This window comes from Pseudorhizobium sp. NPDC055634 (assembly GCF_053618655.1).
The window spans coordinates 307,975-333,017 of sequence record NZ_JBSHHW010000003.1 but is presented as its reverse complement, the minus strand read 5'-3'; the positions used below and the strand labels follow the sequence as shown (position 1 = coordinate 333,017).

Here is a 25,043-nt window from a genome sequence, read left to right as displayed (position 1 = left end):
CCCCATGGCAATCACCACCACGCGACAGGCAAAGCGCAGCATGGCCGGTTTCATCGGCAAGAACGGTGGCCGTCCGGCCGCACCCGTCAGCACCGCGGCACCGGCGATCACCGGGACCGCACAGGTTGGCCAGACGCTCACCTCCACGACCGGAACATGGACCGGGCGCCCGACGCCGACGCTCACCCGCCAGTGGAATGCCGGCGGCGTGGCAATCGCTGGCGCGACCGGCGCAACCTACGTCCCGGTTGCAGGCGACGTCGGCAAGACCATCACCGTCACTGTCACGGGCCGGAACCAGAAGGGCTCCACGTCCCGGACCAGCTCGGCAACCGCCGCAGTCATCGCGGCATAAGGAGAAGCGCCATGAAATACCGTGTCCTTCGCCCCCATGACGGGGACAAGTTCTATGCCATCGGGGATGTCCGCGAGGGCAACGAGACGGAGTTGAAGCATCTCGTTCCGCTCACTCTCGTGCCGATCAAGGAAGGCAAGGCCGAAGCCGCGCCTGCCAACAAGGCCGAGAAGGCCGCACCGAAGAACAAGTAAGCCGAACACGAGGGCGACGCCATGCCGACGAACATTCTGTCTATAGGAACGACCGCTGCGAACTCGGCGGATGTGGTCGTGGATGCCGCAGCGCCCCTCACGGTCGCGCTAAAAACGGCCGCAGGCCCTGAAATGGCAACGTCCGCCCAGGTGGATATCTTGATCAAGGATGACGCTGGGCAGTACTTCCGGGTAGACGCATTGACCGGGTCCAAGCGCGCCGTGGTTATCGCGGGCAGTGGCACCTATCGGTTCAGCCGAAAGGCCGGTGAGGCGTGCGGAGTGTTCAGTGCTTAGGCCGACCAATCGGCTGACGGGGCCGCTCACGGTCCCCCTGATCGAACCGTTAAAGGGACTTTCATCGCGGAGTAGGGGCGGGTGGTCTCCGTTCAATCTCGGCAACAAGCTGCTCGCGTGGTGGGATGCCTCGCAAGGCGTGACACTCTCGGGCAACCAGGTGACGGCGTGGGCGGATCGGAAGAGCGGTTACGCTGTCACGCAGGGGGTGAGTTCCGCGCGTCCTACTTGGGCCGTTGACAGTTTCGGCGGAGCTCCGGGGCTTATCTTTGACGGCAATGACGATGAGCTGTCTCTATCTAACCATCCCTTTCCATCTGGCGCGGCTGCGACCGATGTCTGGGGAGTGGTACAGCAAGACGCGTTACCCGCAGACACCTCAAATCGTATGGCAGTCTCCTACGGGGCTTCGGCCTTCGACGTGCGCCGAGACCTGCGTAGGGCAGTATCCGGCGGGATCAACCGGCTCCAAACTAGTGTCGGTACCGGTGCAGGAACCAGCATCCCGGTTACAGAACTCTCAATCAACCTGTCTGGGAGACACGTGGTCCGATCTATAGTCGGGAGCACGTCAACAGTTACCGAAGTAGACGGAAATGCTACCGCTCCAATTGCTGGAGTCCCAAGCACAGGAACGACGACGTTTCGGATCGGAGGCAGTGCGGCGGGAGCATTCAACCTCTGGCAGGGCAAAATTCGCGATGTCGTGATGACGCTCCCCCTAACCCCCGACGAAGCCGCGAAGCTTCGAACATTCCTCTTGCCTAGAAGGGCACTCTAATGGCGAACAAAGTTGTTATCTTCCCCACATCAAAGCAGGCCGAGGCCGAGGCTTACCGGGCCGCCTGTGATACTCACTTCGCCGCAACGTTTGAGCCGGGCGGCATCTTCGCCTACATCCGGAACGATGCCTTCGGGCAGTGGGTCGTGCCCTACTACGGCCACCCTTGGAATATGGACGGCGTGACGCCTTTCAACCCGCCGGCCGAGATCGAAGCCCTGCGCGTCGATGGCGTACTTCATGACTTCGCTGTATGGCCCGAGGAAGAGTAGTGCCTATGTTCCGTCCCGTCCGTGTCACCGCCCCGGCCAGCCTTCCCATCTCCGTTGAAGAGGTCCGGGACGCCTTGCGTGCGGAGGCGGATCTGGACGCGGAGATCGAGCGGCTGATCAAGGCTGCTGTCGCCCACTACGAGGGATGGAGCGGCGTGCTCGGCATCGCGATCGTAGAGCAGACCTGGCGGCAGGAGTTTGGGCGGTTCGAAGACAAGATGTGCCTGAAGGTCGGCCCGGTCTCCTCGATCGCCTCGGTCAAGTACCGCAACGACCAGGGCCAGATTTCGACGGTTCCCTCGGACAGCTACACGCTGAAGCACGACGGCGGCGGGCAGGCTTACGTCCGCTTCGATCGCGGCTTCACGGCTCCGGTTGACCTCTACGAGGATGCTCCGGTTTCCATCGAATACGTCGCCGGCTGGGAAGAGGTTCCGTCCGACATCCAGACCGCGATCATCCTCTTCGTGCAGAAGCACCTGGACGAGGCGGCGCGGTCGAACTGGGACATCCTCGATCGGGTCGAGAAAGACCTGACCTCCAAATATCGGAAGCTTCTCTGATGGCAGGCGCACCCACGGCGCAGGAGTTGAACCGCAGGATCACCATCCAGCGGGCAACAACGGTCCCGAACGAGTTCAATGAGCCGGTCGAGACATGGGCGGATCTCGCAACCGTCTGGGCCAAGCGTGAGGACGCAAGCTCGGGCGAAAAGGAAGCAGCGGGACAGGTAGGGGCATTCCTGATGGCGCGCTTCACGGTTCGCCGGAGTAGCCAGACAGACGATATTAAGCAGACCGACCGCATCAGTCACGACGGCGGGTTGTGGTCGATCATCGAGAAGATGGAGCACATCGAGGCTCCGCGCCGGTTTCTTGTCATCAAGGCAGTGCGGGACGCGGACTGATGGCGAAGACGACGGTTAAGATCACCGGCCTGAAGGAGCTTGATCGCGCCTTCGGACAGCTCCCGAAGTCTGTTGCGAAGTCGGTCGGACGTCAGGTGCTACGCGATGCTGCGGAGCCTATGGCCCGTGCGGCTCGTCAACTTGCTCCACGGGATGAATATCACCTCTATGAGAGCATCGACGTCTCTACGCGCCTGAACCGTCGCCAGCGGGCGATGCACCGCGAGACGGCTGCGGAAACGTTCTCCGAGATGTTCGTCGGGACCAATAACCCCGCAGGCGTGCAGCAGGAGTTCGGCAACGAGCGTCATGCAGCGCAGCCGTTCATGCGTCCAGCATGGGACGCCGAGAAGATGCCGACCCTGGAGCGGATATCGAACTCTCTTTGGCTTCGTATCGAGCAGGCGGCGGCGCGGGTGGCGCGCAAGGCGGCAAAGGGCAAGTGATGGAAGAGACACTTACTTCGCTGCTGGCATCCGTTGCCAGCGGGCGCCGCTATTGGGGCAGGGCTCCGCAGACGGCGGCGCGCCCCTTCATCGTCCTCACCCGCATCGACGGCCTGCCGAACTACCACATGCAGGGCGCGTCCGGCTTTGTCTCCAGCCGCGTGCAGATCGACGCCTACGCCGACACGTTTACCGCCGCTACCACCTTGGCGCGGCAGGTCAAGGCGCTGCTCTCCGGACACAAGGGCGGCAGCATTCAAGCCATCTTCATCGAGAGCGAACGCAATCTTCCGGCCGCGGACGCCGGGGAAGTGACCAGTCTGTTCCGCACATCCATCGACATCACTGTTCACCACGGAGAAAACCCATGACTGACGCCCGCATTGGCTACGGCACCATCTATGAAATCTGGGATGCCAGCCTCACCGTTCCGGCCTTCGTTGAGGTGGCCGAAGTAATCAACGTGACGCCTGGCGAAGCGACGGCCGACCGGATCGACGCCACCCACATGCAGAGCCCGAACCGTCGCCGCGAATATATCTCCGGCCTGATCGACAACGGCGAGGCGAGCTTCGAAATCAATTGGGTTCCGGGCAGCGACACCGACGTTCTGCTTCGCGAGCTTTTCGAGTCCGGCGATACGGTGCAGCATCGCATCACCTTTCCGGCAGCTACGGGAGCGCGCCCGACTGTCACCTACGAGGCTTCGATCATCGGTTTCTCCAAGGCCATCCCGATCGATGACCGCATGACGGCCACCATCACGGTTGCGGTCTCCGGCGCTGAAACTTGGGGGACGGCTTCCTGATGGCAAACCCGGCACGCGGCTCCGTCGCCCTCCAGGCCGGCGACACGGCCTATACGGTCTCGTTCTCCGTCAATGCTCTCTGCGAGCTTGAGGCTGCGTTCGGCGGGATGACTGTCCAGAACATCGGCGCTCTCTTCGATGACCCTGCCAACGTCAGCATGACCAACATTCGCAAGCTGGTCATGTGCGGCCTTCAGGACCATCACGACGACGTTGACGAGAAGCAGGCCGGCAAGATTGCCACCGAGGCGGGACTTCAGACCTGCATGGACGCAATCAGCAAGGCGTTCCAGCTTGCCTTCCCGGAGGCGGCGAAGGCAGGTGCAAACCCTCAGAAGGCGAAGGCTTCAGGCCGCTAGATCTGCTCCGATCATGGGTAGAAAGCGGGCAGGACCCTTCGCTTTTCTGGCGGCTCACGTTGAGAGAAATCAGCGTCATCCTCGACGGCGCCGTTGCAAGGCTTCGCAGGGAGCGGAACGAGAACATGATCCTGGCTTGGCACATCGTGGCGCTGGATCGCATGAAACGCTTCCCGAAGCTGGACGACCTGCTCCAGACAGAGAAGCGCCCGACAGGTAGGCGACAGACGCCTGAACAGATTGAGGCCACCGTACGCGGCTGGCTCGGCTCCCGGCACAGGAAATAGGTGATCAATGGCAAGTGCGGTTATCGGCGCGCTGCGCGTCAACCTGTCGCTCGATACGGCCCAATTCAGTGAGGGGCTGAAGGGGATGCAGGCGTCAATGCAGCGCGTCGGCAAGCAAATGCAGGGCTGGGGCACGAAGATGTCCACCTACATCACTGCGCCCCTGACGCTTGCGGGTGGAGCGGTCGCGGCTGCTGCCGCCGGCCTGGCGAAGGACATAGACGAGCTTCGCAAGGCGGCGCAGATCTCCAACGTGGGCTTTGAGGAGTTCCAGAAGCTCGCCTTCGCTGCCCGCTCGGTCGGGATAGAGGGCGACAAGCTCTCCGATATCTTCAAGGACGTGAACGACCGCATTGGTGACTTCAATGCGACCGGCGGCGGGCCGATGGCGGATTTCTTCGAGAACATCGCCCCCAAGGTTGGGATCACCGCCGAAGCGTTCAAGAACCTTTCCGGGCCGCAAGCCCTCCAGCTCTACTATGACAGCCTCGTCAAGGCCGGCGCATCTCAGCAGGACATGACGTTCTATCTGGAGGCGATGGCCTCCGACGCGACAGCTCTTATTCCTCTGCTGGCTCAAGGGGGCGAAGGCTTCCGCAAGCTGGGCGAGGGTGCAGCCGTCGTCACCGAAGAACAGGCCGGCGGGCTGAAGGCCTACAACGACGCGATGCGGGCGTTTGGGGAAGCGGTCAAGGCACTGACCATTGCGCTCGCCACGAGCGGGATCATCGATTTCGTCACGGGGCTCGTCCAGAAGGGCACCGAACTGGTGCAGATGCTTGCCCAGACAAACCCGCAAATCCTTCAGTGGGGGGTGGTCATCGGCGGTATTGCTGCGGCTATCGGTCCTGTCGTGGTGGCGCTGGGGCTCATGCTCACGGCAGTTTCCGCCATCAGCGCGCCTGTCCTGGCGGCAGTGGCGGCAATCGCTGCGACGACGGCCGGCATGGTGGCGCTCTATCAGGCGCTTCAGATCGCAATTCCCTACCTCCAGCAACTTGCGGGAGAAATCTGGGCACAGATCAAGGCGGGCGTCGAAAGCACAACGCAGGCCTTCATCGCGTTCAAGGATCGCGTCGTCCAGATCGCCACGGACATCGTCAACGCCTTCATGGCCCTGCCGGCGCGCATGATGGAGATTGGCGGGCAGATCATCGACGGGCTCTGGAACGGCATCAAGGCGAAGTGGGAAAGCGTAAAGGCCGGCGTGACCGGCATAGCTGACAGCATTACGACCAGCATCAAGAGCACCCTTGGCATTCACTCGCCTTCCCGCGTCATGCACCAGGTGGGCGAGTTCATCATGCAGGGCCTCAACAACGGTATGCAGAGCGTTGATGTGAAGTCCGGTGTCGTCGGCGTTGCCAATGAAATCGAGGGCGCCTTCCAGGACATCGGCTCTTCGATCGGGGCAGCCATCGCCGGGACCAAGAGCTGGAAGGATGTCCTGAAGGACGTTCTTGGGATGCTGACGCAAAGTGCTTTCTCCGGGCTTGGCGGCGGAGCCGGTGGCGGCGGCTTCGGCGGGCTCCTGTCCGGTCTATTCGGCAGCATCTTCGGGTTTGCTCGGGGCGGCACGATCCTCCCTGGCGGTGCGGGCGGCGTGGATAGCCAGCTCGTTATGTTCCGCAAGTCTCCGAATGAACGGGTAGACGTCACAAAGCCGGGTCAGACGCTCAACAGCGGTCGCGGTGGCGTGGCTGATGTCCGGGTCTTCGTGGACGACAACGGCAACTGGCAAGCGAAGGTCGAGCAGATTTCCGACAGCCGCGTGGCGAATGCCGCCCCCTCCATAGTGGGACAGGCCAACCGGAACGTCGTTCCTACGATGTCCAAGTGGCAAAATGACAAGGCGGGTTCCGAATGGCGGTAATCGTCTGGCCTGAAAAGCTCTTGTCCCCGCTGGAGTGCAGGGCCTATCTCGTGCCGTTTACGCGCTCCGGTGGCCGAACGCTTGGGGGGGTGAAGCCATCGACGCGAACGGACCTTGGCTACTGGCGGGTCGATATCATCGGCGTTCCCCTCCACGGACAGGACAAGCGCCGGACCTGGGACGCCATCTCCGCCTATCTTGGTGGGGCATCCGGTCGCATCGCCGTGCCTGCATGGGCCATGGACAGCGCGCCTTACGCTAGCGGCAAGGAAGAACCTCTGATTGAGGTTCCGCATTCGGACGGCTCGACCTTCTCCGATGGCTCCGCCTACCAGCAGAACGCCATCTCTGTGGTCTCTGTCGGGGTAACGGCCATCGGCGCCACTGTAATGTCCATGCGGCTGATCAACGGCGCGGCTGACCTGTCCGGCGTGCGGTTCTCCTACAATCACGCGCTCTACCAGACGGGGCAGGTGGTTTCGGTCGAGGACGACATCTGGACGGTTCGGATCACGCCAACGATCCGCGAGCTGATCCCGGCCGGGGCTGATCTGGAGTTTGACCGGCCGACCTGCGTCTGCAACCTCATTGAAGATGCCGGGATGCAGAGGTCCATGAACGCCGACCGCTTCGAACGAGCCAGCGTGTCGTTTGTCGAGGACACATTTTACTGGAACCAGGTAGCCTTGGGGCTCGTCTGATGGCTTCGCTCAAGATCCTCGTCGAGATCATGCTCCCGGATACGACGGTGCGGCTCTGGGACGGCTCCGGCGGTGCGTTCGTCGATGACGATGGCAACATCTATCGTGCCGCTCAGTTTACCGAGGACGCCCTCCAGAACATCGAAGCGGCGATCAACGGCGAGGCGTTCACCCTCACGCTGTCGCTGATCAACCTCGACACGTCCACGGGCGACCAAATCTGGGACTATGACGAGAGCAACACCGTTGCCGGCTCTCCCGTCATCATCAAGATCCAGGAACTGGACGACTACGAGCAAATCACCGGAGAGCCGGAGGTAAAGTTCACCGGCACGATCGACAATATGAAGGTTGCCGACCAGGGCGCCGACGAGGAAAGCCGCTCTGCCGTCACGGTGGACATCGTCAACGCCTTCACGCTCCGCGTCGTCACCAACGGTCAGGTGCTGTCGGACGTAGACCAGAAGGAGCGCTCCAAGCGCCTGAACCCTGCAGCGTGGCTGGCGGGACAGCTCGACCGCTTCTGCGAGCGCGTTCCGGGGCTGCGGGAGAAGACCATCCGATGGCCGAACTGGTGATGCTGCGGGCCTTTCTCGACGCCTACGAGCGCGAGCCGTGGACGCCGGGGGGCAAGGTGGATTGCTGCCTCATCATCGCGGAGTGGATCAAGTGGCTGGGCTACCCCGACCCGGCCGCTAATCTCCGCGGCGCGTATGAGCCGGGGCAGGGGCAGTTAGACATCCTGGCCGAGTGCGGCGGTGCGGTGCGCCTCATAGAAAGCTGCGTGCTGCCTCTGGGGGCTGTGCCGGTTTCAGAGCCCCGAGCGGGCGACTTCGGGGCCGTGGGAAGCCTCAAGACCATCACAAGACAGTTCGGCGCGATCCATGACGGGCAAGGGTGGCTCACCCGGGCGCCGGACGGGTTCAAGCGCGTTACGGCCAGACCGCTGGCGATCTGGAGGCTCTAGGTGGGCATCATTGAAACGATTGCGCTGATGGTATCCTCCATCGCGACGACGACCCTTGCCGCAAACGCTCTGTATCTCGGAACGCTCGCGCTCGCCTACGGCGGCATTGCCTACGCCTCGACCATGTTCGTGGAGAAGCCGAAAGTTCCTAAGCCGGAGGACGGCTCCTATAACCTGAAGCAGAACGTCCCGTCGCTGCCGTATGTCTACGGCCGGGTGAAGAAGGGCGGAGACTACGTCTTCCTTGAGGAGAAGGGGGGCATCGCCTACCATATCATAGTCTGGTGCGGGCGGCGTATCCATGGCTTCGTTCGACACTACGGCCACGACAATCCGCTGACGGTGGATGGCGCCGGGAACGTGATATCGCACTATCGGAAATCCGGTTACGGCGCATTTGTAAACATCGTCACCCGAGTGGGCCTCGACGCCGAAACCGCATATCCCGAAGTGGTGACGGCTTTCTCGCCTGCATGGACCAGCAATCACAGAGGCGACGGTCTGGCCTCGGTGCGCATGTGGGCCTATACGCCGAAAGACAAATACTACATGGAGGTTTTCCCGAACCAGATGCCGGAGCATTCGGCCATCGGCGACGGGATGCTGCTCTACGACCCGCGAAAGGATTCCACCGTTGGGGGCTCCGGATCGCACCGGACATGGGATCACAACTCCTGGGAGTTCTCCAGCAATATCGCCCTGATGCGGCTGGACCATCTTGCGCAGCCGTTCGGCGGCAAGCTCGGCTACGATCGGCTTTACATGCCCGATTGGATGAACGCCGCGAATGTTTGCGACCAGGCGGTGACGAACCGCACCGGAGGGGTTGAGCCCCGTTACCATGGGGGGATGTGGTTCCGTGCCAATACGGACCCGGTCGATGTCGGAAAGACGCTGGACGAGTCCGGCGAGCTTGTCGTCTATGAGCGCAACGATGGGCGGATAGGCGTCCATGCCGGCGAGTTCGTCACGCCCGATGTCCGACTGACGCAGGCCCATATCTTCGCAATCGAGGTCGACAAGAACAAGCGGTTGTCCTCGACGGTGCTCGCTGTGCGCGGCCGCTACCAGAACCCGGCCAACCACTACAATACCGAAGACGCGGCGATCTACGGCGATCCCTATGGAGAGCTTGACGAGACCGAGCGGACCAAGACGTTCGACAATGCCGCGGTCCAGTCGCACAATCATTGCCAGCGGAAGCAGAAGCTCACCTTCATCCGCGCCAATGCTCGCCGCGTGACCATCACGGCCGACTATAGTGCGGCCAAGAACTGCGCCTATCGCCGTTTCATCCGGGTTCACTATCCGAGTCGCGGGCTTGTGGAGGCGACGATCGAGATCACCTCCACCGTCTCCCTCGATCTTCGCAACATGCGCGTAACCTTCAGCGGGATCGTCGTCCCAACGAACCTTTACGCATTCAACGCCGCGACCGAAGAAGGAACGCCTGGCAACGCCATTCCCGTTATCGAGACGGGGGGCGTGCCTACCCCTGTAGGCTTCACGGTCACCGTCCTGAACGAGGTGGTCACGGGTGGAGGCACGGCTGCCTTCCTCCGCGGCCAGTGGACAGCCGCAAGCGATACGCTCCGCTACGAGATGGAATATGAGCGGACCAGCGGCTCGACCGGCGCTCAGTCGGTATACGCTGCCGATGGCGAGAACTTCGTTCGGTCTGGCTACCTGGTGGACGGTCAGCAATATCGCGTCAGGCTTCGCGCCTGGGGCGGGGGTACTCCCTCGGCATGGACGGATTACCAGACGGTGACTGCTGTCGCCGACCCTACGGCTCCGGGCGCCGTCACCGGTGCTGCCGTCTCGGCAGGGGCAGGGCAGGCGAATTTCTCGTGGGTAGCGCCCAACTCCTCGAACTACTCAGCAGTCCGGATCTACGTCAACACGACCAACAGCTTCAGCGGCGCGACACTCGTAGCCACTGAATACGGCCCGCCGAACATCGCGGATGGTCGCGTCGTCACGGGTCTGACGGCCGGCACGAAATACGGCTGGCTTGTCGCGATCAACTCCTCCGGGGTTGCCGCCGGCGAAGTGGCAACCGGCTCGTTCGTCGTCACCTGATCTAACCCCGCAACATCAATCCTCGCTCTGGCTCACAGCCGGGGCGCTTTCGCATGAGGGATAACATGGCTCCTACAGCAGCAGAAGTTTGGCGCGACTATGTGACGGACGGCGTTCCGTCGTCTGGCCCGCATGATCCCCGGAAGCCTGATATCCGGGCATGGGGCGGCAACATCGAACTCCTGCTCAATGCAGGCGGTCTCGGGGGCGCGGTGTGGAAGGAAACCAAGGCGCTCTTGACCGCGGATCTCGCTCATGCCGCCGGCAGGGTGGCCGCGGTCTACGGTGACGCCGTCTCGGCAAATAATGGGCTGTATGTGAAGGCCGGGGCGTCCGGTGCCGGATCGTGGAACCAGATCACCACATTCCTCCCGGGCTACCAGTTCGTGACCGCGACCGATGACGGCGACAGCACGGCGAATGCCTACACCATGGACACAAACCCCCGACTACCGTTCGGGGATGGTGTGGCGCTTGTCGAATTCGTCGTGCCGGCCACGAACACGAGCGCGACGGTTACCGTCTCTTTCGACGGTGACGCGCCGTTGACGATCAAGACGGCGTCGGGCAACTCCCCGGCTGTCGGTGGCCTGATTGAGGGGATGCCTGTATCCGGTGTGAAGATCGGTTCGAACTTCTTCATGCGGTCGGATCAGGCCAGCGCCGCCTTGCTGACGCAGGTCGAGGAGTTCGTCGCAGAAGCTGAAGCGGCTGCTGAAGCGGCGGCGGATTATGCGGATTTCGCCCGCAACAATTGGGCCGTGATCGGTCCGTTCACGGGGACGGGCGAGGAGGAGGATTATCTCCTGTCGATCGATCCCGGCTCCCCAAACAATATGTTCGTCATCGTTGGCGGGGTTTCGCAGCTCACCGGCTCTTATGCGCTGGTCTATGACGGGAGCGATGCATTCATTCGCATCAACGTCCCGGAGGACGTTCCATTCGAGGTGCGCGTCAGCAATGCGATCCCGGTCGGGGCGCCGTCTGACGGTTCCGTCACCACTGCCAAGCTCGCCAATAACGGCGTCTCCTTCGCCAAGCTGCAGGACATTGAAACGCTTCGTTTGCTCGGTCGCGTTGCCGCCGGCTCCGGCGATCCTGGCGAAATCACCGCAGCACAGCTTCGCGATCTGTTTTTCCCCGCCGGTTCCGTCATCGATAGCGTGATAGGAACTTATGCGGCGAATACGGATATCAGTACCGTTATTCCGATGGACGATAGTATTCCGCAGATCGGCGAAGGTGTGCAGATCATTTCCGTCAGCTTGACGCCGAAATCTGCCGCAAACAAGCTGCGCATTCGATATAGCGGGTTTGGCGGCGTCGACGGCATAGCGGCATGGGCGCACGCGGTGTTCAACGGCAGCGCAAACGCTATACACGCGGGAGCGTCAACCTCTTCGGCTGCCGGCCATTATAACGCGTTCGCCGGCGAGGTCGAATACACGCCCGGCGTGACAACCGCGCAGACTATTTCGCTTCGTGTCGGTGTAACCAATTCCGCGCAAAAGCTTCGGCTGAACGGGCACCCGACCACCGGCCGGCTGTTCGGTGGCGCTGCTGGCGTCCGTCTTGTCGTCGAAGAAATCAAAGGATAATTTCAAATGGACGTTACGAAAATTGCACCTGAAATGCTTTCCGGCGGCGGCAGTGTCGGCGGCGGTTCCGTTTATCCAAGCCGCGCCGAATTCATCGGCACATCCCCGCCGATCGGCGTCAATTCCGTTGTCGTGCTCGGCTGGGCTTCGCCTGGCGACGGCGGCGGAGGCATCTACAAGGCCAATGAGACGCCGGCCACGAACGCGTTCGTCGTCACAGCCAACGGGCGCAAGTTCGAACTCGTAACGGAAATTGCAAACGTCCGCCAGTTCGGCGCGCTCGGTCTTGAAGCTCCCGCCGGGACCTACAACGACGGCAACGCATTCCGAGCGGCATTCGCCTATGCGAAGAGCAAGCGATGCGCCGTCTATGCGCCGGCCGGGACCTACCACTTCCCGGCGGGCGAGACGATCACCATCGACAGTCAGTTCACGTTCTATGGGGACGGCCCGTTGACGGTCCTCCGCTGCACGGATCATGTCGGAACGCTGTTCAATATTAACCTAGCGACGGCACCTTCCAACACGGTCGACAAGTCCTGCTTCAGGGACTTCGCGGCACAGGCATGGTTCAGCAGCGGGTCAATCGCGCATACCGGCGTACTGATCTCCGTAAGCGGGCCGACCAACAGTGCATTCTCCTGGAGCCTGTTAAAGAACATTGTCTCATGCGGCTTCTACTCGTTCTTCGTGTCGTCCGCCGGCCATCATGTGACGGTCCACGGGAACGAAGGGCCGACGAGCTGGAACCAGTTCCACAACATCACCTTCATGCCGTTCAGCCGTCACCACAAGCGCGGCTTCATCTTCAACACCGGCTCGGGCACCGGAAACACCTTCATCGACTGCAACGGCGGCATGGAAGAAAGCGTATGGCTCTATCAGGGCGCGGGCGGCGGCTCGTATGTGGTCGGCGATATCGTGATCATGGGCGGGCAGTTCGGTGGAGGGGGCGCGCCTGGATCGCGTGTCTTCGTGGTGGCATCCGGAATGCAGTACCGATCGCGCCTTCGTATTCAGGGGATGCAGGCTGACGCCGGGATGGAAGGAGTTCTTTCGATCGGCGGCGCGTCATGGAGCGAGGTGCTGATCGATGTAACGCGAGGCGGCGGGACCATCATGGGCACCCATCCGACGCTTGAGAGTTCAAGCTACGGCCTGCCGCGCTCGACCATTGCCGCCACCTAGCAGGCCTTGCGGGTGAATACCATGAGAGGGTCGGCTGCTTCTATGCTTCGGCCCTCCCATCGATCATCACGGCTAAGGGCTTCCCGGATCTGGTCGCTGAACTGAACGCCGGGGAGGTGCTGGTTCACGGCCTCTTTCATCCCCTCCTCGTTGGGGAAGACAACGAAGTTGGAGCGATCGATAAAGCCCATCATCTCTTCGTAACTGCGCATGATGAAGAGATGATAGATCGTTGTCCTGGCGCCGAACTTCTGAGCGACATCCAGAGCTACGGCCTCCGCCGTAATGGGGTAGGAGCCCACCACGGAAAGAGCGTGAGTCTCGCCGCTGCAGGCCGGGACCGCGGCGGATGCTTCGGCAATGATAGGGCTGATCTGCGCCAGCATTGGCTGGGTGTAAGCGCGGTGTTGGTTAAGCTGGTAGGTGTTTGCCGCCGGCAGGAACGCAAGGCAGACCGCAAGGGCTCCAAGTGCCGGAGCCGCTTCCCAGCGTGAAGGGAGACGGCCTAAAAGCCTTCCCGCCGCGATGACGGAGGCGATCAGGAACGGGAAAAAGAAGAAGCTGCTTTGGTAGATCGATTTATCGGCTGCGGATGCGATGCCGAGGAATATGATCCCGCACCAGATGTAATAGGCGACAGCCCGAGCAAAGGGCTCTTTCGGACGCACCAGGGAGATGACAATGTCCGCGGCGATGAGCAGGGCACCGCTCCAGAAGAAGGGGCCTAGCGCACGTCCTCCGCCGTCTCCGAAGGCGCTATAGGCGAGGTGGTATCCCCAGCCCCCGGCGGTGTACCAAATGTCCTTGTTCGTCACGAGAGCATTCCAGACATAGGTGTATGTCTGCGGACCCCATCTCAGCGCAACCGGGACGAGGACGGACAGAGCCCCGGCCGAAAGCGCAACCGCCCTCTTGAGGTCGATCCGCCACGACAGGCCGGAGCTTAGCAGATATGCGGCGCCAAGCATCGGAACGGTTATGACGACGGCGCTAAGCTTGATGACGCAGGCAAGGGCGCAGAAGACGCCCAGGGCGAGTGTCCACGCAATGGATCGGCCCTCGATCGGCTTCAGGATGAGAAGATACCCGGCGAAGCCGAAGAACAGCCCCGCTGTGAGATCCGGACGCAGCTCGCCCATGATGGCGCCGGCCGCTGGAACGAAGAGCATGACGGTCACGACCGCGAGAGACGCCCACGGTGAGAGACGGTCGCGCGCCACCTTGAACATGATTGCCGCATAAGCGGCCAGAACCCAAACCTTCGCGATGTAAGGCCCTTCATTCCCTCGATCGAAAATGGAATAGCCGGCCAGGGCGGTAAGCGTCTCCACCGGGGAGTGAGGGGGAGCTTGAAGGAAGTTTCCGATCAGGCTCCAGATCGAATTGACCCCGTCGAATGCCAGCCTCTGGTATGCGTCCAGGAGGTAGCCGTTGTCGTCGTAGATCGGAGGAGCGGACAGGGCTCCAGCCTCGATGACAAGCGAGATATTGAGAGCAGCGAACACGACCGTAATGACAGCAAGGGCGACCGCTGGCGCATATTTCGGGATCATGCTTTTACTCGTTCGTCGGGGATGCAGGATTGCGCTCTTAGAGGAAAAGGATAAGGTCGGTAAAGGAGCAAAAGCCGGAGACTTGTTGATGACTATGGCCCAGCGGAGTTTTGTACTCGCGTTTCTTGCCGTATCGGCGCTGACCTATTTCTTCTGGATCGCGTCCTTGGGCGTCCCGTTGTCCGGGGAAATCCTTCCCGCGCCATCGTCGTACATCAGGCCATAAGTGGCCGCAACATAGCTTGACGAAAGAGGCTCCCTGACGGGGGCCTTTTTCATACCCGAGACTAAACCTCCCAACATCAGGAGATATCCATGGACCGCAACTTCAAGCGGAGCCTTTCGCTCGTCCTCAAGCACGAGGGCGGCTGGGCTGATCATCCGAAAGACCCGGGCGGCGCCACCATGAAGGGTGTCACCCTCGCCACCTTCCGCTCCTTCGTGAAGCCGAACGCAACCAAGGACGACCTGCGGAAGATCACGGCCGAGCAGTTGGAGACGGTCTACCGCCGGCACTACTGGGACGCCGTGCTCGGCGCCAAGCTTCCCGATGGCGTCGATTATGCCGTCTTCGACTTCGCAGTGAACAGCGGGCCGGCACGGGCGGCGAAGTACCTCCAGGCTGTCGTCGGCGTTGCCCAAGATGGGAAGATCGGCCCCGCCACGCTTGCTGCGGTTGCAGCCATGCCAGCGCACCGCATCGTCAACGAGCTTTGCGACCGGCGCCTGAAGTTCCTCAAGGGCATCAAGAAGGGCGAGCAGTGGAAGGTCTTCGGCAAGGGATGGGGATCGCGCGTGGAGGGCGTCCGTTCCGAAGCTCTCGTCATGGCCGCACAGCCTACCCCGGAGAAGCCCTCGATCATCGAGAAGGAAGTGACGGTCGAAAAGCCAGTCGTCCCGGAGAAGGTTGAAAAGGAAGTCCGGCAGAAGTCTGGTTGGGGCGCCTGGTTCACGACCGCGCTCGGTGCGCTGGGTGGCCTTGGTACGTGGCTCGCCAATGCGGACCCGCAGTTGATCATCATCCTCGTTGCCGCCGGCCTGCTTTGTGCTGGCCTCATCCTCTTCGGTGGGGAGTGGATCGTGCGCCGCGTGAAGTCCATCCGCCGAGAGATCGAGGCTTAGATGCTCACCTCTCCCCGCATCGTCGGCGCTGTCGCCATCGTCATCACCCTCGTGCTCGTCGTCGGCTGGATCTGGAACAAGGCCGGCGACGATGCCCTCAACCAGGTCGAAAGGCAGAACAATGCAGCAGGTAACGCTTCGGATGATCACCGCTCTTGGTTTGACGCTTGCCCTGACGGCATGTGGGACTTCGGCACCCAGAAGTGTCGACGGCCTTAGGCGGGTGGTGGGCCTTGACCTCATCGGCGCCCGCGGGGCCACGCCTGCCGACCAGCGCAAGATCGACCGGACGGTGGTCGGAATCTGCGCTGCGGATGTCTGGACCCGCGAGGAATGCCAAAGGCACGGGGAGGGCAGGCCGTGAGCGATGGCTACACCGGCCCCGGGATCTGGATCAGGATCCAGCATCGCTTCGGCCCCCGCATGATGGAATGGTTCATGGCCGGCCACATGATGCTGTTCGGGTGCATCCTGCTCCTGCCGGCGCAGACGTTCAATCAGCCGGCGTGGAAGTCTTTCCGCGACATCTTCCACTCCGAAGACCTGCTCGGCTGGATCATGTTCTTCGTCGGTATCCTGCGCATCGTCGGGCTTGTCATCAACGGCGCCCGGAAGAACGTCACACCGCAGATCAGGCAGATATCGGCCGGGATTGGCTGCTTTATCTGGGCAGGCATCACATACGGGTTCTATTCCTCCGATGTCGTCTCGACATGGCTCGCCATCTATCCGCTCTTTGCCATAGGCGAGCTGGTCAACATCCACCGTGCGGCGCACGACGAGGGGGAAATCAGGAATGGAACAGCAGCTCGCTAACCTGCCGACGCCCGCCCTGGTCACGTTCGGAGCGGTGCTCGCCGTCATCTTCGCGGTTCGATACCTTGGCCTCTGGCAGGGCCGCCAAAGCTCGCCAGCCTCCTCCAGCACCTCGGCACAGGTTGCGGCCGTCATCGTCGACCCAACGGCTCTCAACAAGGCGACTGCGGCGCTCGAGGCGCATACGGAAGCGACCAAGCGCCTGACCGAGACGGTTCATGAGGGAAGCCGCCACCTCAACACGCTGGCGATCGAGGCGGACAGGATCCGCGAAGAGCTTCGCATCCAGCGCGAGATCCGGCGGGACCGCTAGAGCAGGCCGAAGGAGGCAGCGACACCGATTGCCGCGCTGACGAACAGGACGGCCAGTATCGCATTGAGAAGCCAGTCCTTCATCCTTCCCAATCCCCGGCCATCAGTTCCGCATCCTTCTTCCCGCACAGCGAGCACCGGAGCCGCGGGGCGATCTTCGGCAGGCTGCTCATCCGCCCGACCTCCTCAAGGTACTCCCGCGATACGTCCCGGGCTACTCCGCAGCTCTTGCATCTGGCCACGAAGCTGGTCCCGGCAGGGAACTGATAGATCGCGTGATGGGATAACCAGGGGTAGGGGACGAAGCGGCTCTCGGTCATGGCGGTGTCTCTTGTGTCGAGACCGCCGCATCGGTCCTGGTTGTCCCGCCGCCACTCGGGTGCGGGTCAAATGGCGCGAGAAGCGCCGCTGGTCAAGGCTGATCTACCCGCACCGGTAACCCGCTTGGGGAAGATCAAGAGCTTGGGGAAACCGGCAAGGGGGAACGTCTCGCATATCCGGACCCCAAGGCGATACCGGGCTGCTCTACCCAACGATAGCTCAAGAAGCTGACAGCGATTGCGAGCGCCGCGCACATGATCATGTAGACGCCAAGGCCGCGACCTGTCTCTCCGGCCATTGCGATGGCGCCGAGAAATCCCGTTAGCGTCGCACCATGCAGGAGGTAGATCGAGTAGCTTATCCGGCCCAGGAAGACGAGGGGCCGGAAGGTGATACGCGCCACCGTCGCCATCGCCACGAACAGCGACAGCGCGATCAAGTATGCCGCGCCGTTTGCTATCTGCTTTGGGTCAGATGTTAGGGCGCCATAGCATAGTACAGCGCCAGCAGCGCATCCTATCGCCGCAGAGGCGATCAGGAAGGGCGCGCTTCTATAGCGTCCGGAGGCCCATGCATGACGAAATGAAGCGCCCCAGAACATGATCGCGAGATGCAAGAGCAAACCCTTGTACGGTCCTGGCAGATCGTCGGGGTAGAGCCTAGCCAGGCTGGAAATGATGAACGCGGCCGCCAAGAACACGGTAAGCCAGGAGATTACGCGCTCGTCGTGCAGGCGCCCCGACCAGAAGATTATTGCGCAGAGCACGTAAAAATACAGTTCGGTTTCCAACGTCCAATAGAGACCCAGCAAGGGAGCTTCGCCGAATAGCCAAGGCAGCATCGTCAGGTTGGCGAGCAGTTGCTCGACGGACCCATCTCCTGGGATAATCAGCCAGTAGACGATCACCGATATCCAGAATGCCGGGAAGAGCCGAAAGACCCTTCGCACGGCAAATCGCTGTATGGCGCGAGGTGCGGATCGAAGGCTGTAGGGGATCAACATTCCGCTGATCGCAAAAAACACCACGACGCCGATCCGGCCAAAGTTCAGCGCTTCCGCGCTATGGCCAAGCCACAGCTGAGAGCCGGATACAGGCATCAATCCTTCTGCGAAATGCATCCAGACCACGAGCAGGACGGCAACGGCGCGCATCGCGTCGATGTGCTTCAGTCTATCTTGGTATTGCAATCTACTTCCCCCTAGCCCCGATGTTCATAGACCGGGGCTGTGTCAGTTGGTCAAGGGGGTTCTGGAGGCGTCGGTAACTGACGTGTGGATGATCAAGAGCTTGAGGCTAAGGGGGCGTTAAAGCATGCTGAGGTTCGTCGACCTGACCTACGATCTTCGCCCGACCAGGGTAGATGACTTCGACTATGCCTGATGGCTGCTCTGTCCAATACCGGATGCAGAACTGAGGCATAAAATCGAGAAATGAAACATTCGGCGAGTTGTACGAGAGAAGGGAAAAGTCGCCCCTATGAAAAGGGACGTCATCCATCATTTCGACCTCGTAAATGTGGCCTCCTGGCCGAAACTGGTCCCGAAAGCCGACTGCGTCATCCATGCTTTGAGAGAGAAAAACGCAGTTGAGGCGCGAGGGCAAAAATGGATCGATCTGGTATCGAGCGGTCTCCAGTGCCATTTCCCAAAACAAGGTTGACGAGATAGTCGATTGATTTCCGGTGGTAAGGATGGTCTTCAGCTTCGTTCCCCATGAACCGGGCTGGAGAACGTAGTTGCTTGGGAGTGGCGTGGGAGAGACGTGAAACATAGACGAGATCCGTCAATGGTGGGACATTCAAGCGAGAAAGCATACCTACATCATTCGCGTTGTTTCTGTCCCACATCCTCGGAAAGACCTGAAAGCTCAGCCTTTCCAGAATTCCTCCGGGACTCCGCATAGCTCCCGCTTCCTCATACCGGTGGTGGGTATCAAGTTGTGCTGAGGCCGCTCTGTAGCTTACAAGTCTTGTAGATTGATCGGCTTGGGGGCGACATGGAGAGCGGCGAGTGGCTCGTATCCACGATTTCTAGCAATGCGACTGCGGTCTTCTCCCTACTGAAAGTACTTGGCACGGAGTTCTGGTCTGCTATTGCTGGCGCAATTGTAGGCGGGGTCATAGCCTTCGCTATGCAGCGTTCTTCTATGAATGCAGCCAGGCGCTTCCGGGACGAGGATCGCCTTCGTGACGATCAAGCGCTTGCGTACTCTTTGCTCTTCAAGGCGATGGCGATCGACGGGAACTTAAGCAGTTTCCGGTCTCACGTCGTAGAGGCCGAGCAGCTATCTTCTCAAAGAAAGGCGCCAATATCCGCTGTGATGTTCGCCCTCGCGAATCCGCCGACCGCTGTTGAATTCGCTCCTCCCGAAATGGCGATGCTGTTGAAACTGAAGGATGATGATCTCTTCAACGACGTGATGAACCTAGACAGGATCCACAATAGCGTATTGCCAGTCTGGACGCTGTATGCAGGTGAGCGCAATTCTATGTCAGTTCTGATGGAAGGTGCCAAGTTCAACTCGGAGGAGGGGAGCACTGAATTTGCGTTCGAAAAGGATGGGGATCTCGCGCGGAAGATCTACGAGGTCGATCAGATCGCTCAGCAACTTGTGCATCGCGCAAAGGTAGACGCAGAGCAGTCTTCGCAAATCGTTCCACGACTGGCGAAGCATCTCAATGAGCGCCTGGGACTGGGTATAGGGCTGACGAAGCCATAATTCCTTATTGTCGCCGGCTACAACATCCCTGCTTCGCGGCGTGCCTATCCTCTCGAAGACTCCAATCTACAGATCGGCGTCGTACTGGTAGCGGTTTAGCCTCTCGGCGACCATGCGACCGGCGTTCAACGGGTTGACGTAGGTGCCGAGGAAGACGCCCGGGCTTTTCCATCCGCCGGCGTCCATTGCCGTCTTCACGTCGACGCCGAGGGCAAGGGTGTTGTTGGCGAAGGCGTGGCGACCGCAGGTGTGGCTCGGCTTGTATGGAATGTCCGCTCGTCCACAAACGGCCTTGATCCGCTCGTTGACAGAGTGGCGGCTCGTGTAGCGGAAAACCCGATCCTTCGGATCTGCACCCTTCTGCATCGGATAGAGCCTCGCCACCATCTGGTCGGTCATAACGCGCCGCGAGTTGGTGCTCGTCTTCGTTTTGAGAAGGATCGCGCTGCGGTGCAGAAGGTCCACCTCAGTCCATCGTAGATCGATGGCTTCACTGACCCGAGCTGCCGTCTGGCTCATGAACATGACCAGTGCCGCCAGGTGTGGCAAGCCATCCCGCTCTGCCTGCCGGATGAAGGCATGCAGCCATGCATGGGAAGCTGCCTTCTTCCTCGCCGGTGGATCTTCCTTGAAGTTGCGGATCTTCAATGCGGGGCCCCAGCCCCGTTCGTAGGCATGGAAGAACACGGCTCGCGTCGGCGTTATAGCCTGGCGGTTTCGGGTGGCGGCGGAGTGATTCGGGTAAAGTGCGATCGACATCTGTTTGATGTCGAAGGGGAAGATCTCGAACATCTTCCGTCCGCCTAGGTGATTGATGATTGGGGTCAGGAAGCGATCGCTACCACCAAACTGCAGGTAGCTGTCTGCCGCTTCCGCGAATGTCCTGGCGATCCCTCGGGCGACCTCCGAGGTGCGACCGGGCGTTCTGAATTCCTCAATGAAAGCAATGGGGCGCGATTTGGTCCCACCTTCATCCAAGATATTGACCGCGCTTACTTTTGGTACTGCTGCAGGGGTCGCCAATGGGCTTCTAAGTATCTGTTTTCGCAGTCAAATTTTGATATTGTTCCGACGTCCTCGGCGAGGCGATGAATTCCGTGTTCGAGCGGGCCTAGATGTCGGCGGGTCGAAGGAGGATCTTTCCGACGGTCCGGCCGGACTGCTGGGCGACATGCGCCTCCGCGATCCTGTCGAGTGGCAGTTCCAGGCCGATGTGCGGACTATAGGCGCCCGCTGCGACGCAGGCGGTCACCTCCCTGACGGCGCTTCGAAGTGCCTCTTCGGGGATTTCGGGAAGGAACACGAAACGAAAGACGCAGTTTCCCATCATGGTTGACCGGAAGGGCATTGTCAGCATGGCGGCGGGGTCCTCGGTCGCATATGCGGTGACCACTCCGTTGGAAGCAAGGCAGGCAATATCGGTATCGATGTTGCCGGCAAGGTCGACATCGACAATCCGATCCACGCCTTCACCCTTCGTCGCGCTCCTGACCTGCGCCGAAATGTCCCCGGAATGCCTGTCGATGACGAGATCGGCGCCGGCGTTGCGGGCGACCGCCTCCTGCTCCGGCCGGCTGACCGTCGCAGCGATCCACGCCCCAGCCCATTTCGCGAGCAGAATGGCGGCGGTTCCGACCACTCCGCCGCCACCCTGGACCAGAACCCGACGGCCACGGAGATCTCCGTCGGCGAACAGGCAGCGATGCGCGGTGATCGCCGCAACCCCCAGCGACGCTCCGGTCTTAAACGACGCATTGTCCGGAAGCGGTACTGCGTTCTCACTCGGGATGACGGCGTATTGGGCGGCGGTCCCGAACGGGCGACCGTATTGCGCCTTGTGGACCCAGACGCGCTCGCCGATCCGCGATTGCGGGACACCGGGACCCACGGCGTCGATCGTACCGGCGCCATCCTGATGGGGAATGATACGCGGAAAGGGCATGAGCATTCCGGCAAAACCGGTTCTCGCCTTGATATCCGTCGGGTTGAGACCCGAGAAGGCTACCTTTACCCGCACCTCTCCAAAGCCGGGTTCGGGGTCGGGGAGATTTCCCACCACGAGAACTTCGGCAGCTGGACCCTGACGGTCATAATAGGCGGCCTGCATGGGCTGAACTCACCTTACTGGTTGAGGGAATGGCGATGGATCGTTGGTGGCCGGGCAGGGCCGGGACCCGGGGGCGTGACCTGGGCCGTGACCTGGGCCGTGACCCGGGCCGTGACCCGGGCCGGGACCAGAGCCGTGACGCGCCAGTCCGGCGAGTGCCACCGACCAGTCCGCGGCCCCAAGGCCGAGTTCGTCGGCGCGGGACAGTTGCCGGCGCAATGCCGCGAGGATCTCTCCGCTGGCGAGGCCGTTTCCGGCGACAGCGGCGAGCAGTTCCATGTCCTTGATCGGCAAGGCCAGTCCGGTCGGGGGAAGCGGCCGTAGACCGGTGACGGAGGGAGCGTAGCTTTTGTAGATCGGACATGAAAACAGCGTCTCGGTCATCATGCTGATGAAGGCGTCGACATCGGCTCCTTCCAGTTCCATGATGGCGGTTGCTTCCGCCACGGCGGCGACGGCTGCACCGATCAGGTAGTTGCCGCAGAGCTTTAAGACGTTGGCCTGGCGCGGCTCGTGACCGACCGGCCAGACGCGGCCGAAGGTTTCGAGACAGGGACGGGCCCTTTCGATCAGTTCCGCCTTGCCTGCCACGCAGATATTGGCCACCCCTTGCCGTATGGTCTCGGGTCTGCCGAACAGCGGTGCCGACAGGTATTCGACCCCCGCATCCGCATGCGATCCGGCGAGATCGTCCGCAAGTTCGGGACTGAGGGTCGACATGCAGATATGCAGCGTCCTATACGCCGCAGCCTTCGATATCAGCTCCGGGGTGATGGTCGCGCGGACGGCCTGATCATCGTAGAGGGTCGAGATGACGAGATCGGAGGCAAAGGCATCGTCAAGGTCATCCGCCGGCGCCGCGCCAAGCTGGACCATTCTGTCGACCTTGCTCCGGGAGCGGTTCCAGACCTTTACCCTGTCCCCGCGAGACAGAAGGCGGGGAACGATCTCCGATCCGATCTTTCCAAGTCCTATAACCGAAACCGACATGTTTGCTTCCTTCGGAGGAAGTCTTATGCTCGCCGTTATGCTGTTACTATATGACTTTTATGCCATTGCTCGTGTAACAGCCTGACGGAGGTCATGATGGGTCGATTGGCACGCGTTGCCGAGCGCCGGGAGTTGTCCGAATTTGCGCGCCACTGCCGGCAGCACGCATCTCCCGAAGAACTCGGGATCTCCATCGGCCGGCGCCGGCGCACGAAAGGCCTTCGCCGCGAAGAGGTTGCGACCTTGGCGGGCGTCGGCCTCACCTGGTACACCTGGTTCGAGCAGGGACGGGACATTCAGGTTTCCGACGATTTTCTCACCCGCCTTTCGAGGGGGCTGAGGCTCGACCGGGCACAACAGGAACATCTTTACGCGCTTGCGGGCCGAAATCTCGCGACGCGTTCGTTAGAGCAGGCGTCCTTGCCGTCGGGGCTCGTGACCATGATCAACGGCCTGCCCGAGCCGGCCTACATTCTCAACCGACGGTGGGACGTGCTGGCACATAACGACGCCGCCGCGGCCTTCTTTGGTGGTTTTACGGAGGAGAACCCGAACATGCTCCGCATCCTGTTCTCGGAGGGATACAGGGAACGGGTACGCGACTGGCCATCCGTGGCGCGGCTGATGTTCCTGAAGGCCCGCCACGATTACCTGACGGGTGGCAGGGACCCCATCCTTCGCGGCCTTCTCGACACGATCATGGATCTCCTGCCCGTTGCCAGGGAGTGGTGGAGCGACCCTCAGGTCGTCCGGACCGGCGACAGCGAGAAGGAATTGTACGATCCCGTCACCGGTTGGAGACATTACCGGCTCACCGTCCTCGTTTCCGAAGACCGGCCCGATATCCGGGTCGTCGTCTACGGGCAGGGCAGGCCTATTGCGGCGGAGTAGATACTGCAGACCGTCGCCGCGTGCCGGGAGTACCTCATCGATGAATGATCTTGCGCACCTCGTTCAGCGGTCCGGATAGCGCCTCCGGCCGCCGCACCAATCCCGGCAGCTTTCGCCTTGTGCTGGCGTCTAAACTGTTAGAACGTCCGCTGCGACGGAGTAGCTGCGATGGAACTGACCCCTCTGAGATATTTTCACGAGACGGCGCGAACCGGCTCGATCCGGCGTGCCGCGGAGAACCTCCATGTAACGCCATCATCGATCAGCCGGATGATCGCCGTCTTGGAACAGGATTTCGGGGCTCCACTGTTCGAACGAACACGTACCGGGATGCGGCTGACCGCGGCGGGCCAGGTGTTGTCTCGTCAGACCCAGCGCATGTTCCGGGACCTCGACAGGGTAAGAGCGGCGATCGACGATCTTCGGGGTATCCGCAGAGGCCAGGTCTCGGTGTACGGACCTGAGGGGCTGGTCGCAGAGTTTCTTCCACGCGTCCTCTCCGAGTTTCAAACGAAATACCCGGCGATCTCATGCCAGGTTCACTTCGGATCGACAGATCGTATCGTTGAGGCGGTCGTTGACGACGAGACGGACATAGGGATCACCTTCAATGGCCCTAACCGGCCCGATCTCGCGACCATGGCCGAACTTGTCCAGCCGTTGAAATGCCTGGTCGGACCTCGGCATCCCCTGGCTGACAAGACCGAAGTTTCACTTAAGGACGTTCTTGCCTTTCCCCTGGCGCTGCCAGAAACCAGTTTCGGGATGCGGCGGATGATCGACGAAGCCATTGCCCGCGAGAAGCTTACGCCGAGTGTCAGCATCAATACCAACTCGCTGGAACTGGCCAAACGAATGGCGATGACCGGCACTGCCATTGCATTCATGCCGGGCTTCATGGTCGAAGATGATGTCGCTGCCGGCAAGCTTCGATCGATCACGGTCAACACGCCGGTCTTCCTCGATTCGCGGGTCACGGTGTGCATTCACCGAGATCGTGAATTATCATTCGCCGCACGAGAATTCCTTCAGTTCCTCACGTCGCGCTTCCAGAGCACGAGCGTTCCGAGTCGCGGCTGAGCGTTGCGTTACGCGC

At 61.3% G+C, this 25,043-nt stretch carries 32 protein-coding genes; 26 read left to right on the top strand and 6 right to left on the bottom strand.

Annotated features, from left to right (window positions below):
- Positions 1 to 4 precede the first annotated feature (4 nt).
- The 18 genes from ACWGPT_RS06820 to ACWGPT_RS06735 all read left to right on the top strand — a co-directional run bounded on the left by ACWGPT_RS06820 (position 5) and on the right by ACWGPT_RS06735 (position 13,115).
- Positions 5 to 355 (top strand): hypothetical protein, encoded by a 351-nt coding sequence (locus tag ACWGPT_RS06820; RefSeq protein WP_452604845.1) that lies wholly within the window; start codon positions 5 to 7, stop codon positions 353 to 355.
- Between the two features lie 11 nt (positions 356 to 366).
- Complete coding sequence (locus ACWGPT_RS06815) at positions 367 to 549, top strand: hypothetical protein (protein WP_452604844.1); 183 nt, start codon at positions 367 to 369, stop codon at positions 547 to 549.
- 21 nt (positions 550 to 570) lie between these two features.
- Positions 571 to 846 carry a hypothetical protein gene (locus ACWGPT_RS06810; RefSeq protein ID WP_452604843.1) on the top strand — a complete coding sequence of 92 codons (276 nt, stop codon included), beginning with the start codon at positions 571 to 573 and terminating at the stop codon, positions 844 to 846.
- Between the two features lie 780 nt (positions 847 to 1,626).
- Positions 1,627 to 1,899 carry a hypothetical protein gene (locus tag ACWGPT_RS06805; RefSeq protein ID WP_452604842.1) on the top strand — a complete coding sequence of 91 codons (273 nt, stop codon included), beginning with the start codon at positions 1,627 to 1,629 and terminating at the stop codon, positions 1,897 to 1,899.
- 5 nt (positions 1,900 to 1,904) lie between these two features.
- Positions 1,905 to 2,462, top strand: coding sequence for a head-tail connector protein (locus ACWGPT_RS06800; protein ID WP_452604841.1), 558 nt, complete (start codon positions 1,905 to 1,907; stop codon positions 2,460 to 2,462).
- Complete coding sequence (locus ACWGPT_RS06795; RefSeq protein ID WP_452604840.1) at positions 2,462 to 2,806, top strand: phage head closure protein; 345 nt, start codon at positions 2,462 to 2,464, stop codon at positions 2,804 to 2,806. Before ACWGPT_RS06800 ends, ACWGPT_RS06795 begins: the two co-directional genes overlap by 1 nt.
- Positions 2,806 to 3,252 carry an HK97-gp10 family putative phage morphogenesis protein gene (locus ACWGPT_RS06790; RefSeq protein WP_452604839.1) on the top strand — a complete coding sequence of 149 codons (447 nt, stop codon included), beginning with the start codon at positions 2,806 to 2,808 and terminating at the stop codon, positions 3,250 to 3,252. The genes ACWGPT_RS06795 and ACWGPT_RS06790 overlap by 1 nt, the downstream gene beginning before the upstream one ends.
- Complete coding sequence (gp17, locus tag ACWGPT_RS06785; protein ID WP_452604838.1) at positions 3,252 to 3,623, top strand: tail completion protein gp17; 372 nt, start codon at positions 3,252 to 3,254, stop codon at positions 3,621 to 3,623. Before ACWGPT_RS06790 ends, gp17 begins: the two co-directional genes overlap by 1 nt.
- Positions 3,620 to 4,060 (top strand): phage tail tube protein, encoded by a 441-nt coding sequence (locus ACWGPT_RS06780; RefSeq protein ID WP_452604837.1) that lies wholly within the window; start codon positions 3,620 to 3,622, stop codon positions 4,058 to 4,060. Before gp17 ends, ACWGPT_RS06780 begins: the two co-directional genes overlap by 4 nt.
- Complete coding sequence (locus ACWGPT_RS06775; RefSeq protein WP_452604836.1) at positions 4,060 to 4,419, top strand: GTA-gp10 family protein; 360 nt, start codon at positions 4,060 to 4,062, stop codon at positions 4,417 to 4,419. The genes ACWGPT_RS06780 and ACWGPT_RS06775 overlap by 1 nt, the downstream gene beginning before the upstream one ends.
- Positions 4,420 to 4,478: 59 nt before the next feature.
- Positions 4,479 to 4,706: a hypothetical protein gene (locus ACWGPT_RS06770; protein WP_452604835.1), complete on the top strand. Its 228-nt coding sequence runs from the start codon at positions 4,479 to 4,481 to the stop codon at positions 4,704 to 4,706.
- Between the two features lie 7 nt (positions 4,707 to 4,713).
- Positions 4,714 to 6,579, top strand: a complete 1,866-nt coding sequence (locus ACWGPT_RS06765) for a phage tail protein (RefSeq protein WP_452604834.1) — start codon at positions 4,714 to 4,716, stop codon at positions 6,577 to 6,579.
- Complete coding sequence (locus ACWGPT_RS06760; protein WP_452604833.1) at positions 6,570 to 7,280, top strand: hypothetical protein; 711 nt, start codon at positions 6,570 to 6,572, stop codon at positions 7,278 to 7,280. The genes ACWGPT_RS06765 and ACWGPT_RS06760 overlap by 10 nt, the downstream gene beginning before the upstream one ends.
- Complete coding sequence (locus ACWGPT_RS06755) at positions 7,280 to 7,858, top strand: hypothetical protein (protein ID WP_452604832.1); 579 nt, start codon at positions 7,280 to 7,282, stop codon at positions 7,856 to 7,858. Before ACWGPT_RS06760 ends, ACWGPT_RS06755 begins: the two co-directional genes overlap by 1 nt.
- Positions 7,843 to 8,247 carry a DUF6950 family protein gene (locus tag ACWGPT_RS06750; RefSeq protein WP_452604831.1) on the top strand — a complete coding sequence of 135 codons (405 nt, stop codon included), beginning with the start codon at positions 7,843 to 7,845 and terminating at the stop codon, positions 8,245 to 8,247. The genes ACWGPT_RS06755 and ACWGPT_RS06750 overlap by 16 nt, the downstream gene beginning before the upstream one ends.
- The gene (locus ACWGPT_RS06745; protein WP_452604830.1) at positions 8,248 to 10,329 is read left to right on the top strand and encodes a hypothetical protein; all 2,082 of its coding nucleotides are present in this window, start codon (positions 8,248 to 8,250) and stop codon (positions 10,327 to 10,329) included.
- Between the two features lie 65 nt (positions 10,330 to 10,394).
- A complete protein-coding gene (locus tag ACWGPT_RS06740) occupies positions 10,395 to 11,927 on the top strand; it encodes a hypothetical protein (protein ID WP_452604829.1) in 1,533 nt (510 codons plus the stop codon).
- A gap of 6 nt (positions 11,928 to 11,933) precedes the next feature.
- On the top strand, positions 11,934 to 13,115 hold the full coding sequence (locus tag ACWGPT_RS06735) for a glycosyl hydrolase family 28-related protein (RefSeq protein ID WP_452604828.1): 1,182 nt from the start codon (positions 11,934 to 11,936) through the stop codon (positions 13,113 to 13,115).
- On the opposite strand, the gene ACWGPT_RS06730 is transcribed toward ACWGPT_RS06735, so the two are convergent.
- The gene (locus ACWGPT_RS06730) at positions 13,112 to 14,668 is read right to left on the bottom strand and encodes a glycosyltransferase family 39 protein (protein ID WP_452604827.1); all 1,557 of its coding nucleotides are present in this window, start codon (positions 14,666 to 14,668) and stop codon (positions 13,112 to 13,114) included. The two genes, ACWGPT_RS06735 and ACWGPT_RS06730, sit on opposite strands and share 4 nt — an antisense overlap.
- A 315-nt stretch (positions 14,669 to 14,983) precedes the next feature.
- On the opposite strand from ACWGPT_RS06730, the gene ACWGPT_RS06725 reads away from it, so the two are divergent.
- Genes ACWGPT_RS06725 through ACWGPT_RS06705 form a run of 5 tightly spaced genes read left to right on the top strand, consistent with a single transcriptional unit; the run spans position 14,984 to position 16,919 of the window.
- A complete protein-coding gene (locus tag ACWGPT_RS06725) occupies positions 14,984 to 15,790 on the top strand; it encodes a glycoside hydrolase family 108 protein (protein WP_452604826.1) in 807 nt (268 codons plus the stop codon).
- Positions 15,791 to 16,009: a hypothetical protein gene (locus tag ACWGPT_RS06720; protein ID WP_452604825.1), complete on the top strand. Its 219-nt coding sequence runs from the start codon at positions 15,791 to 15,793 to the stop codon at positions 16,007 to 16,009. It abuts the gene before it with no gap.
- Positions 15,912 to 16,154 (top strand): hypothetical protein, encoded by a 243-nt coding sequence (locus ACWGPT_RS06715; RefSeq protein ID WP_452604824.1) that lies wholly within the window; start codon positions 15,912 to 15,914, stop codon positions 16,152 to 16,154. Before ACWGPT_RS06720 ends, ACWGPT_RS06715 begins: the two co-directional genes overlap by 98 nt.
- Positions 16,151 to 16,606 (top strand): hypothetical protein, encoded by a 456-nt coding sequence (locus ACWGPT_RS06710; RefSeq protein WP_452604823.1) that lies wholly within the window; start codon positions 16,151 to 16,153, stop codon positions 16,604 to 16,606. The genes ACWGPT_RS06715 and ACWGPT_RS06710 overlap by 4 nt, the downstream gene beginning before the upstream one ends.
- Positions 16,587 to 16,919, top strand: coding sequence for a hypothetical protein (locus tag ACWGPT_RS06705; protein ID WP_452604822.1), 333 nt, complete (start codon positions 16,587 to 16,589; stop codon positions 16,917 to 16,919). The genes ACWGPT_RS06710 and ACWGPT_RS06705 overlap by 20 nt, the downstream gene beginning before the upstream one ends.
- 79 nt (positions 16,920 to 16,998) lie before the next feature.
- On the opposite strand, the gene ACWGPT_RS06700 is transcribed toward ACWGPT_RS06705, so the two are convergent.
- Positions 16,999 to 17,238 carry a hypothetical protein gene (locus tag ACWGPT_RS06700; RefSeq protein ID WP_452604821.1) on the bottom strand — a complete coding sequence of 80 codons (240 nt, stop codon included), beginning with the start codon at positions 17,236 to 17,238 and terminating at the stop codon, positions 16,999 to 17,001.
- 134 nt (positions 17,239 to 17,372) lie between these two features.
- Positions 17,373 to 18,428 carry an acyltransferase family protein gene (locus ACWGPT_RS06695; RefSeq protein WP_452604820.1) on the bottom strand — a complete coding sequence of 352 codons (1,056 nt, stop codon included), beginning with the start codon at positions 18,426 to 18,428 and terminating at the stop codon, positions 17,373 to 17,375.
- A gap of 808 nt (positions 18,429 to 19,236) precedes the next feature.
- Here ACWGPT_RS06695 and ACWGPT_RS06690 point away from each other — a divergent pair.
- Positions 19,237 to 19,959, top strand: coding sequence for a hypothetical protein (locus tag ACWGPT_RS06690; RefSeq protein ID WP_452604819.1), 723 nt, complete (start codon positions 19,237 to 19,239; stop codon positions 19,957 to 19,959).
- 66 nt (positions 19,960 to 20,025) lie between these two features.
- On the opposite strand, the gene ACWGPT_RS06685 is transcribed toward ACWGPT_RS06690, so the two are convergent.
- From ACWGPT_RS06685 to ACWGPT_RS06675, 3 genes are all read right to left on the bottom strand, one after another.
- Positions 20,026 to 20,982, bottom strand: coding sequence for a tyrosine-type recombinase/integrase (locus ACWGPT_RS06685; protein ID WP_452604818.1), 957 nt, complete (start codon positions 20,980 to 20,982; stop codon positions 20,026 to 20,028).
- A gap of 88 nt (positions 20,983 to 21,070) precedes the next feature.
- Positions 21,071 to 22,066, bottom strand: coding sequence for an NADPH:quinone reductase (locus ACWGPT_RS06680; protein WP_452604817.1), 996 nt, complete (start codon positions 22,064 to 22,066; stop codon positions 21,071 to 21,073).
- Positions 22,067 to 22,075: 9 nt separating this feature from the next.
- Positions 22,076 to 23,056 (bottom strand): NAD(P)-dependent oxidoreductase, encoded by a 981-nt coding sequence (locus tag ACWGPT_RS06675; protein WP_452604816.1) that lies wholly within the window; start codon positions 23,054 to 23,056, stop codon positions 22,076 to 22,078.
- Between the two features lie 96 nt (positions 23,057 to 23,152).
- On the opposite strand from ACWGPT_RS06675, the gene ACWGPT_RS06670 reads away from it, so the two are divergent.
- Together ACWGPT_RS06670 and ACWGPT_RS06665 are read left to right on the top strand one after the other, a co-directional pair.
- On the top strand, positions 23,153 to 23,947 hold the full coding sequence (locus tag ACWGPT_RS06670; RefSeq protein ID WP_452604815.1) for a helix-turn-helix transcriptional regulator: 795 nt from the start codon (positions 23,153 to 23,155) through the stop codon (positions 23,945 to 23,947).
- A gap of 168 nt (positions 23,948 to 24,115) precedes the next feature.
- Positions 24,116 to 25,027: a LysR family transcriptional regulator gene (locus ACWGPT_RS06665; RefSeq protein WP_452604814.1), complete on the top strand. Its 912-nt coding sequence runs from the start codon at positions 24,116 to 24,118 to the stop codon at positions 25,025 to 25,027.
- Positions 25,028 to 25,043 lie beyond the last annotated feature (16 nt).